The 13,686-nt window shown below is 63.0% G+C and carries 14 protein-coding genes; 3 read left to right on the top strand and 11 right to left on the bottom strand.

Translation table 11 applies throughout. The features are described from left to right. Nucleotides 1-39: 39 nt before the first annotated feature. Entirely contained in the window at nucleotides 40-621 is a 582-nt protein-coding gene (locus NKJ81_RS05745) for a histidine phosphatase family protein (protein ID WP_352540032.1), read from the top strand. 14 nt (nucleotides 622-635) lie between these two features. Here NKJ81_RS05745 and NKJ81_RS05740 read toward each other — a convergent pair whose 3' ends face one another. The 9 genes from NKJ81_RS05740 to gcvA form a co-directional block, all read right to left on the bottom strand. After that, nucleotides 636-2,222, bottom strand: a complete 1,587-nt coding sequence (locus NKJ81_RS05740) for an FGGY-family carbohydrate kinase (protein WP_352539922.1) — start codon at nucleotides 2,220-2,222, stop codon at nucleotides 636-638. Continuing rightward, entirely contained in the window at nucleotides 2,219-2,902 is a 684-nt protein-coding gene (locus NKJ81_RS05735) for an HAD family hydrolase (RefSeq protein WP_352539921.1), read from the bottom strand. Before NKJ81_RS05735 ends, NKJ81_RS05740 begins: the two co-directional genes overlap by 4 nt. A gap of 15 nt (nucleotides 2,903-2,917) precedes the next feature. After that, complete coding sequence (locus NKJ81_RS05730; RefSeq protein ID WP_352539920.1) at nucleotides 2,918-4,396, bottom strand: mannitol dehydrogenase family protein; 1,479 nt, start codon at nucleotides 4,394-4,396, stop codon at nucleotides 2,918-2,920. Nucleotides 4,397-4,466: 70 nt separating this feature from the next. Further along, nucleotides 4,467-5,237, bottom strand: coding sequence for an L-iditol 2-dehydrogenase (locus tag NKJ81_RS05725; RefSeq protein WP_352539919.1), 771 nt, complete (start codon nucleotides 5,235-5,237; stop codon nucleotides 4,467-4,469). Then, entirely contained in the window at nucleotides 5,234-6,238 is a 1,005-nt protein-coding gene (locus NKJ81_RS05720) for an ABC transporter ATP-binding protein (RefSeq protein WP_023676991.1), read from the bottom strand. Before NKJ81_RS05720 ends, NKJ81_RS05725 begins: the two co-directional genes overlap by 4 nt. Before the next feature lie 51 nt (nucleotides 6,239-6,289). Continuing rightward, nucleotides 6,290-7,114 (bottom strand): carbohydrate ABC transporter permease, encoded by an 825-nt coding sequence (locus NKJ81_RS05715; RefSeq protein ID WP_023676992.1) that lies wholly within the window; start codon nucleotides 7,112-7,114, stop codon nucleotides 6,290-6,292. 11 nt (nucleotides 7,115-7,125) lie between these two features. Then, entirely contained in the window at nucleotides 7,126-7,998 is an 873-nt protein-coding gene (locus tag NKJ81_RS05710; protein WP_023676993.1) for a carbohydrate ABC transporter permease, read from the bottom strand. Nucleotides 7,999-8,112: 114 nt separating this feature from the next. Then, a complete protein-coding gene (locus NKJ81_RS05705; protein ID WP_352449478.1) occupies nucleotides 8,113-9,423 on the bottom strand; it encodes an ABC transporter substrate-binding protein in 1,311 nt (436 codons plus the stop codon). A gap of 213 nt (nucleotides 9,424-9,636) precedes the next feature. Beyond that, nucleotides 9,637-10,548: a transcriptional regulator GcvA gene (gcvA, locus tag NKJ81_RS05700; protein WP_292662413.1), complete on the bottom strand. Its 912-nt coding sequence runs from the start codon at nucleotides 10,546-10,548 to the stop codon at nucleotides 9,637-9,639. Between the two features lie 110 nt (nucleotides 10,549-10,658). Here gcvA and NKJ81_RS05695 point away from each other — a divergent pair, with 110 nt between their 5' ends. After that, nucleotides 10,659-10,844, top strand: a complete 186-nt coding sequence (locus NKJ81_RS05695) for a hypothetical protein (RefSeq protein ID WP_023676996.1) — start codon at nucleotides 10,659-10,661, stop codon at nucleotides 10,842-10,844. Nucleotides 10,845-10,919: 75 nt separating this feature from the next. Here NKJ81_RS05695 and NKJ81_RS05690 read toward each other — a convergent pair whose 3' ends face one another. After that, nucleotides 10,920-11,879: a sugar-binding transcriptional regulator gene (locus tag NKJ81_RS05690; protein WP_023676997.1), complete on the bottom strand. Its 960-nt coding sequence runs from the start codon at nucleotides 11,877-11,879 to the stop codon at nucleotides 10,920-10,922. A gap of 360 nt (nucleotides 11,880-12,239) precedes the next feature. Between NKJ81_RS05690 and NKJ81_RS05685 the strand changes: the two genes are divergently transcribed. Beyond that, complete coding sequence (locus NKJ81_RS05685) at nucleotides 12,240-12,872, top strand: HAD family hydrolase (RefSeq protein ID WP_352539918.1); 633 nt, start codon at nucleotides 12,240-12,242, stop codon at nucleotides 12,870-12,872. A gap of 20 nt (nucleotides 12,873-12,892) precedes the next feature. Here the strand turns inward: NKJ81_RS05685 and NKJ81_RS05680 are convergent, their stop codons facing one another. Then, nucleotides 12,893-13,660 carry a class II aldolase and adducin N-terminal domain-containing protein gene (locus NKJ81_RS05680; RefSeq protein WP_352539917.1) on the bottom strand — a complete coding sequence of 256 codons (768 nt, stop codon included), beginning with the start codon at nucleotides 13,658-13,660 and terminating at the stop codon, nucleotides 12,893-12,895. Nucleotides 13,661-13,686: the final 26 nt, after the last annotated feature.

The raw sequence follows: 13,686 nt of genomic DNA, 5'->3' as shown, positions 1-13,686 counted from the left end.
AAGCCGCTATGGTCGCGGCAGATCCATTTGAAAGGCAGCCTGATGAGCGCGTTTCCCGAAATCTATCTGGTTCGGCATGGCGAGACGGAATGGAGTGCGTCCGGAAAACATACCGGCCGAACCGACATACCGCTGACGCCGGCCGGCGAGGAAGCGGCAAGGCGGATCGCTGAGCGGCTCAAGGGCCTGTCCGTCTCGGCGCTGTGGTCGAGCCCGTCGCAGCGCGCCTTCAACACCTGTGCGCTGGCCGGCTTCGGCTCGTCAGGCGTGAAGAAGGACGATCTGGCGGAGTGGGATTATGGTGCCTATGAGGGATTGACCACCAAGCAAATCCTCGCCGAGCGCCCCGGCTGGCGTCTCTTTCGCGACGGCTGCCCGAGCGGCGAGTCCGCCACGGATGTCGGCTCGAGGGCGGACCGGATCGTCAGCCAGTTGCGCGAGGTCGGCAGCAATGTCCTGGTCTTCTCAAGCTCGCATTTCCTTAGGGTGCTGGCCGCACGCTGGCTCGGCCTGCCGCCGCAAGCCGGCGCGTTTTTCGTGCTGGATACCGCCAGCATAAGCGTGCTCGGTTATGAGCACGACCTTTACGAGCCGGTCATCCGGCGCTGGAACCAGAGATAGCAACCGATCCCGATTTATCGGATCGCGTCCAGCGCCTGCCTTTGCCTGTGCATTTCGAGAAACACGCGGTAGTCGCGATCGAACCGGCCGGCGGCAGCCGGATTGGGCTCTCGCGTCCTCCCGCCCTGTTGCATGGCGACGCAGGCAGCGTTCAAATCGGGAAAAAGCCTGGCCGAGGTGGCGGCAATCATGCCGGTGCCGAGCAGCACCGCCTCGTCCGCCAGCGGCTCGACCACCGTGCAGCCGGTGGCATCGGCATAGAGCTCCATCAACAGCGGGTTCTTGGTGTGGCCGCCGGTGACGTGCAGCGTGTCGATGAGATAGCCGTTCTCGTTCAGCGCTTCCAGCACATGACGGACGCCAAGCGCGATGCTGACGGCGGTGCGCCAGTAGAGCTTGCACAGACTGTCGAAGGAGGCATCCAGCGTCAGCCCGCTGATGACGCCGACGGCATGCGGGTCGGCGAGCGGCGAGCGGTTGCCGTGAAAATCGGGCAGTACGTGCAGCCTTGCGGCGACGTTGTCGCCCTCGGCGGCGCGCAACTCGGCGACGCGGTGGGCAATCCTGGCATGCATGGCGGCATCCGGCTCGCCGCCGGCGCCATGCCAGCGGATGATGTGGTCGAGCAGCGCGCCGGTGGCCGACTGGCCACCTTCCGACAGCCACAGGCCGGGCAGGGCTGCGCCATAATATGGGCCCCAGACACCGGCGAAAGGCTGCGGATCGGGCGACATCGCCATGACGCAACTCGACGTACCGGCAATCAGGGCCAGATGGCGGCCGATGTTCGTTGCGTCACCGGCGAAACCGCCGAGCACGCCAAGCGCGCCGGCATAGGCATCGATGACGCCGGCGCCGACCCGGCATTTTTCGGTGAGGCCAAGCTCCGTCGCGGCTTGCGCGCCGAGCGGGCCGATATCGGCACCGACCGGGCTTGCCTTTTCCGGCAGGTTGCCGTGCTCAAAGATATCGCCGAGCCCGACGGCTTCGAAGAAGTCGCGCCGCCAGCCGGTCGCTTCATGGGCTAGATAGGTCCATTTGGCGGTCAGCGTGCATTGTGAACGGGAGAGCGAGCCGCTTGCCTTCCAGGTGAGGAAGTCGGCGAGGTCGAATAGATAGCCGGCTTCGTTCCATGTTCCGGGCAGGTTGCGCTTCAGCCACATCAGCTTCGGCGTCTCCATTTCCGGCGACATGACGCCGCCGATATAGTCGAGCACAGCGTGGCCGCTTTCAGTGCATTCGTCGGCCTCGGCAATTGCGCGATGGTCGAGCCAGACAATGGTGTCCCAGCGCCTTTCACCAGTGACGGACACGCTGAGCTGGCCGCCATGCCGGTCTCGCACCACCAGCGAGCAGGTGGCATCAAAGGAGATGCCGACGATATCCTCGGCCCGCACGCCCGCCTTTTCGCGGGCAGCGCGGACGGCCATGCACACCGCCGACCATATATCCTGCGAATCGTGCTCGGCATGATCGGCCTTCGGCTGTTGCATGGCGATCGGGTGCTCGGCGCGGCCGAGCAAGGCGCCACCCGTGTCGAGAATGCCGGCACGAGCGCTTCCGGTGCCGACATCGACCGCGCAAACGAAACTGTTGGTCAAGGTGTTCTTGCTCTCGCTCCCAGGCCTGCAATCAGATCGGGCAATTGCAGCATGTCAGCGAATATAAAGTCCGGCTCACTCGACGCAAGCCGCGCTTTCAATGCCGGGTTGCCGGTGTGCGAGCCGCCGGTGAAGGCAAGGACGCGCATGCCGGCCGCCCGCGCCGCTTCGATGCCGGCCGGGCTGTCCTCGACGACGAGGCAGTTTCGCGGGGCCGCTCTCATTTTATCTGCTGCATGGAGAAAGAGATCGGGCGCCGGTTTGCCCCGCGCCACCATGGCGGCGCTGAACAAATGCGGCTCCAGCAGCCCAAGCAACCCGGTGACGTCGAGCGCATAGCGGATGCGTTCCAGGGTGCCGGAGGAGGCGACGCAGCACGGTACGCCGAGCCTCGGCAGGACCTGTGCGATACCTGGCATCGGTTTCAGCTCATCGCGGAATCTGCGCATCAGTTCGGAGCGCATCTCGGTCAGATGCTGCTCGGTGAGATCGAGCCCGAAGTCGCTTGCGAGGATTTCGCGGACGCTCTTCATGCTCTTGCCGAGGAAGTGCTCGTAGGCAATGTCCTCGCTGACGTTGCCACCGGCAAGCGCGATCATCTCCAGCAATGCCGAGACGGACAGCATCTCACTGTCCACCAGCACGCCGTCACAGTCGAAAATGACCAGTTCAGGCGTCATCGCGCTGGATCGGCTTCAGAGGTCGCCGGCGAGATAGCGCGTCAGTGTCGCGCGCGCGCCGTCCGCCCACAGCAGTCTCAGCGCTTGGCCGAAGGCTTCAGCGAACGGCGGCGAGCGGCCGACATCGCCATAGATGTCCTCCATGGCAAGCCAGGCGGCAGGCATGTCCCTCGCCGCCTTGGCCGTCGCCTGCAACCGGCCCCAGTTCGGGTCGTTGGGCTCGGTGACGGCACCGGAATCCGTCGTGCCGAAGCAGTAGCGACACCAGAGCGCCGATTCCAGCGCAAGGCCGGTGACACTTTTGCCAGCCTTCAGCCGGTCGGCGATGGTCGGGATGATGAATTTCGGCTGGCGGTTGGAGCCGTCGAGGCAAAGCCGGCGTATGGTGTCGCCGATCTTCGGATTGGAGAAGCGGTGCTCGATGAGCTGGTAGTAATCTTCGAGGTCGGTGTCCGGAACCGGCGGCACGGTCGGGATGATTTCGTCATGCTCGAGCTTGTCGAGGAAGCCGCGTACCAGCGGCTCCTGCATCGCCTCATGGACGAAATGGATGTCCATCAGCCCGGCCGGATAGGCGATGGTCGCATGGCCGCCATTGAGGATGCGGATCTTCATCAGCTCATAGGGCGCGACGTCGCTGACGAACTGCACGCCGACTTTTTCCAGCGGCGGGCGGCCGTCGGTGAAACGGTCCTCCAGCACCCATTGCTTGAACGGTTCGCAAAACACCGGCCAATTGTCGTCGAGGCCGAACCCACTGGAGAGAATGCCGCGCTCGCGGTCGGTGGTGGCCGGCGTGATGCGGTCGACCATGCCATTGGGAAACGCAACGTTCTCGCTCACCCAGTTTGCCAAACCTTCGTCGATCAGCCGCGCAAGGCCGATGACGCCATCTGAGGTGACGTGGCCGTTATGGGGGATGTTGTCGCAGGACATAATTGTGAAGGGCACGATACCGTCGGCGCGGCGGCGCAGCAGCCCGGCGAGGACCAGGCCGAAGACGGTCTTCGGCGTCGCCCCCGGCTCAGCGTCGGCAACGATGTCGGGATGTGTCGGATTGAAGACGCCGGATGCCGGATCGATGAAATAGCCGCCCTCGGTTATGGTCAGGGAGACGATCTTGATCGCCGGATCGGCAAGCCGCTCGACGATTGCGGCCGCATCGCCCGGCACCAGGAAGTCGATCATGACGCCGGTGACGCGCGCGCTCATATGGCCGCTGTCCTGCTCGACCACGGTGGTCAGCCAGTCCTGCTCCTGCAACTTGCCGCGGCCGACCTTCTCGCCTTCGAAGACGCCGGCGCCGACAATGGCCCAGTCGTGGCCGACACCCGAATTGAACAGGTCGTCGAGATAGACGGCCTGGTGCGAGCGATGGAAATTGCCGACGCCGAAATGCACGATGCCGGCCTTGAGCGCGGCGCGATCGTATTTCGGGCCGGCGACCTTGGGCGGCAGCTTGGCGAGGATGGAAGAAGAGAGTTTCACGGTCATCTGCTTTACCCTTTAGCGGGACGGCTCTTCCCCCCGTGGAGGAGACGGGGGGAAGAGCGCCTTCGCCCCCTCAACTCATCCACTGGCCGCCATCGACATTATAGGTCTGGGCGACGATGTACTCGGCCTCATCGCTGGCCAGGAACACCGCCATGCCGGTGAGGTCTTGCGCCGTGCCCATGCGGCCATAAGGCACGGCTTCGCCGACCAGCCTCTTCTTCTCGCCCCTCGGCCGGTTCTCGAACTTGGCGAACAAGGCATCGACATCGTCCCAATGCTCGCCGTCGACGACGCCCGGTGCTATCGCGTTGACATTGATGCGGTGTTTGATCAGGTCGAGCCCTGCCGACTGGGTGAGCGAGATGGCCGCGGCCTTGGTGGCGCAGTAGACGGCAACCACCGCCTCGCCGCGGCGCCCGGCCTGGCTTGCCATATTGATGATCTTGCCGCCCTTGCCGCGGGCAATCATAGAACGGGCGGCGGCCTGCAACGTAAACAGCGTGCCGGCGACGTTGACCGAAAATAATTTGTCGTAGCTTGTCTTGGTGATCTCGACGATCGGCGCCAAGTCGAACAAAGCAGCGTTGTTGATCAAGATATCGAGGCCGCCGGCCCTGGCTTCGACCGCCTTGACGGCCTCATCGATAGACGCGAGATCGGTGACGTCGAGCTTTACCGCGTAGGCATTGCGGCCGATTTCCGAAGCCGTCTTCTCGGCGGCTTCGAGGTTGATGTCGCCAATCGCGACCGTCGCCCCTTCGCGCATGTAGGCTTCGGCAAACGCCCTGCCGATGCCGCGCGCCGATCCGGTAATCAGCGCCGATTTACCCCGGAGCCTCATTGCAGCATCGCCTTCCCGTCGGCGCCGAAACGATGCAGCTTGGCCTTTTCCGGCGTCAGGTAGATTGTGTCGCCGTGATGGGCGGCCAACTCGCCGTCGGCACGCACCGTCAGCTGCCCGACACCATCCGCCTGGACGTGCAAAAACGTGTCGGAGCCGAGATGCTCGGCAACCCCGACCGTCGCCTTCCAGTCGCCTGACGTCTTCGAAATGTTCATATGCTCCGGGCGGATGCCAACTGTCTTGGCGCCATATTTGGCGGCCGGCGCGCCTTCGATCAGGTTCATCTTCGGCGAACCTATGAAGCCGGCGACGAACAGGTTCTTCGGCGTCTTATAGAGCTCCATCGGCGAGCCGACCTGCTCGATATTGCCGGCATTGAGCACGACGATCTTGTCGGCCATGGTCATCGCCTCGATCTGGTCGTGGGTGACGTAGACCATGGTTGTCTTGAGCTGGTGATGCAGCTCGCTGATCTCCAGCCGCATGGTGCCGCGCAGCGCCGCGTCGAGATTGGACAAAGGCTCGTCGAACAGGAAGGCCGACGGCTGGCGCACGATGGCGCGGCCGATGGCGACGCGCTGCCGCTGGCCGCCGGAGAGCTGGCCGGGGCGGCGGTCGAGGTAGTTGGTGAGGTTCAGGATCCGCGCGGCGTCCTTCACCTTCTTGTCGATGGTCGCCTGGTCCTCGCCCGCCATCTTCAGCGGGAAGGCGATGTTCTTGGCCACCGTCATGTGCGGGTAGAGCGCATAGGACTGGAACACCATAGCCAGCTTGCGCTTGGCCGGCGCCTCGCCGGTGACGTCGCGACCATCGATGATGATGGTGCCGCCGCTGGTATCCTCGAGACCGGCGATCAGACGCAACAGGGTGGATTTGCCGCAGCCCGACGGGCCGACGAAGACGACGAACTCTCCGTCCTCGATGACCAGATCGAGGCCGGGGATGATGGACGTCGCCCCGAAGGATTTGGAGACGTTCTTGAGCGTGATGTTTCCCATGGTTTCCTCCCCCGAAGGGCTATCTTTTCGTTTTGCGTCAGGCGATGCCCGCTACTTTACCGCACCGAATGTCAGGCCTCGGACCAGCTGCTTCTGGCTGAACCAGCCCATGATCAGGATCGGCGCGATCGCCAGCGTCGAGGCGGCCGAAAGCTTGGCCCAGAACAGCCCCTGCGGGCTGGAGAAGGAGCTGATGAAAGCGGTGAGCGGCGCGGCCTCGGTGGTGGTCAGCCGGATCGTCCAGAACGCCTCGTTCCAGGCGAGAATGATGTTGAGCAGCATGGTCGAGGCGATGCCGGGGACCGCCATCGGCGTCAGCACGTAGATGATCTCGTTCCAGAGCGATGCGCCGTCCATGCGCGCCGCTTCCAGGATCTCGCCCGGGATCTCGCGAAAATAGGTGTAAAGCATCCAGACCACGATCGGCAGGTTGATCAGCATCAGCATGACCATCAGGCCGATGCGGCTGTCGAGCAGACCGGTATCGCGGAAGATCAGATAGATCGGAAACAGCACGGCGACGGCCGGCATCATCTTGGTGGAAAGCATCCACATCAGGATGTCCTTGGTGCGTTTGCCCGGCGAAAACGCCATCGACCATGCCGCCGGTATGGCGACGAGCAGAGCCAGGATGGTCGAGCCGACCGACAGGAACACCGAGTTCAGGAAGAATTTGAAATAGCCGTTCTGCGCCTGGACCTCGGAATAGCTCTCCGTGGTTCCCGACGGGAACAGGTTGAAGCCCTGGATAGCCTCCTGCTCCGACTTGAACGAGGTGATGATCGTATAGAGGATCGGGAAGAAGATCAGCAGCGCGACGATCCAGGCGGCCGCGGTAGCAATCGTCTTGTGCTGGGTGGTGACTGCACGTGCCATCTTATCCTCCCTTATTTATCCAGGTTCTTGCCGACAGCGCGCATGGCGAAGAAAGCAACGATGTTGGCGAGAATGACGGCAATGATACCGCCGGCGGACGCCTGGCCGATTTTGAACTCCAGCAATGCCTTCTGATAGACGAGGAAGGGCAGGTTGGTGGAGGCGTAACCCGGGCCGCCGTTGGTGGTGACGAGGATCTCGGCATAGACCGACAGCAGGAAGATCGTCTGGATCAGGATGACGACGGTTATGGCGCGCGACATGTGAGGCAGCGTCAAATAGATGAAGCGGCTGATGAAGCCGGCGCCGTCCATTTCGGCGGCTTCCTTCTGCTCGACGTCGAGCGACTGAAGCGCGGTCAACAGGATCAGCGTAGCAAACGGCAGCCATTGCCAGGCAACGATGATGATGATCGCCAGGAGCGGGTGCTGCCCGAACCAATCGATCGGCTGCCCGCCGAAGAAGCGCGCAATATCGGCGAAAACCCCGTACTGCGGATGCATGATCATGTTCTTCCAGACCAGTGCTGCCACCGGTGGCATGACGAAGAACGGCGAGATGACAAGGATGCGGACGATGCCCTGTCCCCACATCGGCTGATCGAGCAGAAGGGCGAGCAGAATACCGCCAATCACCGTGATCAAAAGCACGCTGACGACGATGGTGAGCGTGTTGAGGATCGACTGCAGGAATGCCGGGTTGGAATAGAACAGCGCGTAGTTCGAAAACCCGACGAAGCCGTCGCGCATCGGATTGAGCGGGTTGTATTGCTGGAAGGAAAACCACAGCGTGAATGCCAGCGGCACAATCATCCAGACCAGCAGCAGCACCACGGATGGCGCCATCATGAAACGGGCAAGCGAACGGGTCTGCTGAGTAGCCATGACGGTCACCCTTCGAGGTCGGCCAATTTTTTCAGCGGTGTGAAAGCTGGCCGCCCGAACTGGGATTCGGGCGGCCGTTGCCGGTCGCCATTGGCAACCGGCATCGGGAGGAGCTTACTTGATGTAACCGCCCTCGGTCATCGTCGCGGTGGCGGCGTCCTGCGCCTGCTTCAAGGCATCGTCGACGCTCGACTGGCCGGCAAGTGCCGCCGAGAAGAGCTGGCCGACGGTGGTGCCGAGACCCTGGAACTCAGGAATGGCGACGAACTGGACGCCGACATAAGGCACCGGCTTGACGGTTGGGTGCGTCGGATCGGCGGAGTTGATCGAGTCCAGCGTCATCTTGGCGAAAGGTGCTGCCTTCTGGTATTCGGGATTGGCATAGAGCGACGAGCGCGTTCCCGGCGGAACGTTGGCCCAGCCTTCCTTCGAGGCGACGAGCTCGGCATAGTGCTTGCTGGTTGCCCAGGATACGAACTTTTGAGCGGCGTCGGCCTTCTGCGTGCCGGCGGGGATGGCTAGCGACCATGCCCACAGCCAATTGCCGCGCTTGCCGAGGCCATTATCCGGCGCCAGCGCATAGCCGACCTTGTCGGCGACGGTGGAATTCTTCGGGTCGGAAACGAAGGAGGCAGCGACGGTAGCGTCGATCCACATGCCGCATTTGCCCTGCTGGAACAACGCAAGGTTTTCGTTGAAGCCGTTGGACGACGCGCCCTCGGGGCCGTCGGCCTTCATCAGGTCGACATAGAACTGCAGCGTGTTCTTCCATTCGGGCTGGTCGAATTGCGGCTTCCAGTTCTCGTCGAACCAGCGCGCGCCGAATGAGTTCGACATGGCGGTCAGGAAGGCCATGTTCTCGCCCCAGCCGGCCTTGCCGCGCAGGCAGACGCCGTTCACGCCGTTGGCGCGGTCGGTCATCTTGTCGGCGGCCTGCTTGATGAAGTCCCAGGTCGGTGCATCGGGCATCTTGAGCCCGGCCTTGTCCATCAGGTCCTTGCGGTACATGACGAAGGAGCTTTCGCCGTAGAACGGGGCTGCGTAGAGCTTGCCGTCGACCGACAGGCCGCCGGCTATGGCCGGGATGATGTCCTTGACGTCGTAATCGTCGCCGAGCTTGTCGAGCGGCAAGAGCCAGTTCTGCTTGGCCCAGATCGGCACTTCATAGGTGCCGATGGTCATCACGTCGTACTGGCCACCCTTGGTGGCGATGTCGGTGGTGACGCGCTCGCGCAGAACGTTTTCTTCGAGCGTAACCCACTGCAGCTGAATGTCGGGATTTTTGGCAGTGAAGTCGTCGGTCAGCTTCTGCATGCGGACCATATCGCCATTGTTGACCGTGGCGATGGTGATGGATTCGGCATGCGCGGCGAAAGCGAGGGCGCTGGCCGAGAACAGGCCTAGGGTGAACGTGCGAAGTTTCATCAAAATTCCTCCCATAAACCAAGATGAGCATTTGCCTTGGCTGTGAGCAATTACTCACTTGCGATGAATTATGTCAAGACGGATTCGTTGCTGCAGCGCAGCACGCCGGGTCTCGTGCAGCGGCAAGCCTGGGACGGTTGCGGCATGTCTGACGAAGGATTCGGCCGGGCTGATTGGGCCCGGCGCTTGCTATCGGGCTTGCTGGGGTTCAGCCTACTGGCAAGCGATCTCGCTCAGGATCCAATCGCGGAAGGCGCGGATCTTCGGCACGTTGCGACGTGCCGTCGGATAGACCAGCCAATAGGCGTGGCCGTCGTCACCGACCAGATCAAAGGGCTGGATCAGGCGGCCGTCGGCAAGTTCGGTCTTGAACAGCGCCTTGGTAACGATCGCCACGCCGTGGCCGGCAATCGCGGCATTGGCCTCGTAGGCCTGCGCGCCCATGCTGGTGCCGGGACGCTTGGCCAGTTCCTCGACCGGCAGGCCGGCGGCGGCAAACCAGTCCCGCCACCAGATGTCACCCGGGTCGAGGATCGGCAGCCGCAGCAGGTCGGCCGGCTCCTTGACGCCGCCGATGCTTGCCGCGAGCTTTGGACTAAGGACCGGCGTGAAATCGGCCCTGAAAAGCATATGGGTCTCGACGCCCGGCCAATTGCCGCCGCCGGAGCGGATGGCGATGTCGATATCCTCTCTGGCAAAGTCGACAACCCTGTTCGAAGTATCGACGCGCACCGCCAGCGACGGATGCGCGACCTGGAACGAACCGAGATGCTGCGCCAGCCAATTGGAGGCAAATGTCAGCAGCGTCGAAACGCAAAGCACGCCGTCGGCGCCGGTGCGCGCGGCGGCATAGGCGCCGCTCAACAGCGCGAACGCCTCGCTGACCGCGGGCGCCAGGCGCTGGCCGGGTTCGGTCAGCACGATCTGTTTTGGCTGGCGCAAGAACAGGGGCGCACCGATGCGCTCCTCCAGAAGCTTGATCTGATAGCTTGCCGCCGCCTGCGTCATGCCAAGCTCCTGGGCGGCCTTGGTGAACGAGAGATGCCGCGCCACCGCCTCGAACACCCGGATCGCCTGAAGCGGAGGAAGCTGCGAAACCAGCTGTCGTGAATTGAGCTCCGGCATAAGCCCTCCTTATGGGCAGTGATCGACGTTTGATTGGCGGCACCGGCCGGTCCTACCGATATTTCGTATTGAAGATCAATTACGCCTAGAGATAGCGAAGGCTGACGACCATGACCACAATACAGGAAAAGCTGCTTCTTGCTCCAGCCCATGGCTGGTTTTCACAATTGGCGCGGGGATTGGCAAGGCACGCGGCGCGGAAACGGGCCTATCTCGACGTCCGGGAGCTGCCGCCGCATCTGCAGCGCGACATGGGCTTTCTCGACGGCAACGATCCTTGCGGCCGGCACCAGTAGTGACGCTCGTTTTATCGGGGATTCAGATGCGTTTCGATTTCACATGATCGTTTCCGACCGCCAGCGGCTCGGAGATCATGCGCCCGCCAGCAAGGCGGCGGCGGTCCGCTCATCGGTGATGAGGCCGTTGACCAGCCGCCGGTTGACGGCGGCGAAGATGCCCGGCAGCTTGCGGTCGCCCATGGCAAGCGCGATCACCAGCGACTTTTCGCGCGACGGCAGCGGTGCCGACGACACTCGATCATTGGTGATGCCCTCGATCATGCGGCCGTCACGATCGAATACCCAGCCGACGATCTCGGCGACGCCGCCGGCCTTCTGCAGCGCCTTTAATTCACCCTCCGAAATGAAGCCGTCCTCGTAAAGCGGCGCCTTCGGGCCGAGATCGCCGATGCCGACAAAGGTGACGTCGGCCTCGGCCGCAAGCGCCAGCGTCGGCTGGATCATCGGCTGGCTGAGCAGCATCTCGCGCTCCTCGGGCGAGGAAGCGATGACCGGCAAAGGCATCGGAAACGAACGCGCCTTGACCCTGTCGGCCATGGTGAAGATGACGTTGTAGAAGGCCGCCGAGCCGTCCGGCGAGATGTTGCCGGTCAGTGACACCACCTTGTGCTGCGGGCATTCCATCGGCGGCAGTTGCTCGATCGCGGCCTTCAGTGTGCGGCCGGTGCCGATCGCCATGACGATCGGCACCGGCGACCGCAGCCGCCGTTCGATCTCGGCCGCCGCCGCCTCGGCGACGCCGATGACGGTGGAGGACGAAGAAGGGTCGCTCGGCACCACCTCGACCAGATCAAGCGCAAAGCGCGATTTCAGCCGTGCCGCAAGGTCGAGGCAATTGGCGATCGGGTGGTCGACGCGCACCTTGATCAGCCCTTCGGAGACTGCGAGCGACACCAGCCGCTGCGCCGTCTGCCGCGAGATGCCAAGCGTGGCGGCGATCTGGTCCTGGGTGTTGCCTGCGACATAATAGAGCCAGCCGGCACGCGCCGCGTCGTCCAGCCTGTTGCCGCCGCTGTCCTGCCGCGAATTCAAGTTCCTACCTCCCAACCCCGCCGAGCATAAGAGGCGGAGCGCAGTAGTCTCGCAGGGAATGAACTTGCGCGCAATTGCCTATTGTAAGAGCAATTGCTTAGTGATGAAACTTGGTGTTTGGAGCGAAGTGACAGGTCGACCCAGTCTCGTTGCAACAGCAAGGCTGTCGAGGTCGCACCAATCCCGGTTCTAAAGCGCGTTGCGTTCGATCGGCCTCATGCGACGGGTTTTAGGTTGCTTTTTATGCATGTCGTCATTGCAAAACCGCTGCACACTTTGCGCGACATGCATTAGCGGGGACGCGGCGGTTTATCTCGCGCGCTAAACGCTTTAAGGAATTTTTTGAGAATGGAGCCTTGCATGACGCCGAAAGCGGTTTTCTGGGATATGGACGGCACGCTGGTCGACAGCGAGCCGCTGCACGAGGCGGCGCTGATTGCGGCTCTGCACAGCGTCGGCATCGCCCCGCCGGCCGACCTGCATGAGCGCGTGCTCGGCATCGCCGCATGGCCGGTCTACGAAATGCTGCGCGACGAGTTCGGCCTCGACCTGCCTTTCGACGACTGGATCGTGCGCAAATACGATCACTATCTGCCGATGGCCGAAACGCTGACGCCACGCACCGGCGCGATCGAGATTTTCAATGAGCTGCGCGCGCTTGGCGTGCCGCAAGCGGTGGTGTCCAACTCGGACCGGCTGATCGTCGACGCCAATCTGCGCGCCGTAGGCCTCGTATATCCCGGCATGAAGACGGTCAGCCGCAACGACGTGCGTGAAGGCAAGCCGCATGCCGAACCTTTCTTGCGCGCCGCCTGGTTGGCCGACGTCGATCCCACCGAGGCCGTGGCGGTCGACGACAGCGTGACCGGCGCCACGGCGGGGCTGGCAGCTGGAATGAAGACGATCTTCTGGCCAGAGGTGCCCATGGAGGGGCCGCCGGGGGCGATTGTCATCAACAGCGCCGGCGAATTGCGGGCCGAACTCGGGCTTTAAGCCAGGCCCGGCGGGACCGCTCAACTCCGGTAAGCAGGCTCCTGCTCGTCGAGGATCGCCTTCAGTTCGGAAAGGTGGCGCTCGGCCTGGCCGGGATAGTCTTCCTGTTCCCTTGCCGCTTTCTCCGCGATCTCATCCGACAGTACCCGCAGCGGCCGGCCGGTCCACAGCGCCTTGATATAGGTTTCGGCGGCGCGCTCGAAATAGAACATGCGGTTGAAGGTGTCGGCGACGCTGTCGCCGATGACCAGCACGCCATGGTTGCCCATCACCATCACCTTGACCTTCGGGTCGACAAGAAGCTGGGAGCAGCGCTCGCCCTCTTCCTCGAAGGCCAGCCCGCCATAATGAGCGTCGACGACATGGCGGTTGAAGAAGATCGCCGAGTTCTGGTCGACTGGCGGCAGCGTCGAGTCGGCGAGCGAGGCAAGCACGGTGGCGTGGATCGAGTGAACATGCATGACGCAGCGCGCATGACGCACGTTGCGATGGATGGCACCATGCAGGCCCCACGCCGTCGGGTCGGGCGCATTCGGGCCGACCAGCGTGTCGGGATCATTGGCGTCGATCAGAAGCAGATCGCTCGCCTTGATGCGCGAGAAATGCACCTGGTTGGGGTTCATCAGGAATTGCGAGCCATCGTCGTTGACCACCAGCGAAAAATGATTGGCCACCGCCTCATGCATGTTGAGCCGCGCCGTCCAGCGGAAGGCGCAAGCCAGATCGACGCGCTCCTCATAGAACGGCAGGTTGGTCAGCACTTCCTTCTGCAGGCGCGTGATGCTCATCGTAAACCTCCGTGAAAGAAGCAAGG

The sequence above is a fragment of the Mesorhizobium sp. M0018 genome (genome assembly GCF_040323955.1).
Classification (GTDB): Bacteria; Pseudomonadota; Alphaproteobacteria; order Rhizobiales; family Rhizobiaceae; genus Mesorhizobium.
The sequence above is the reverse complement of the archived record's forward strand: the minus strand, read 5'-3'. Positions and strand labels throughout refer to the sequence as shown.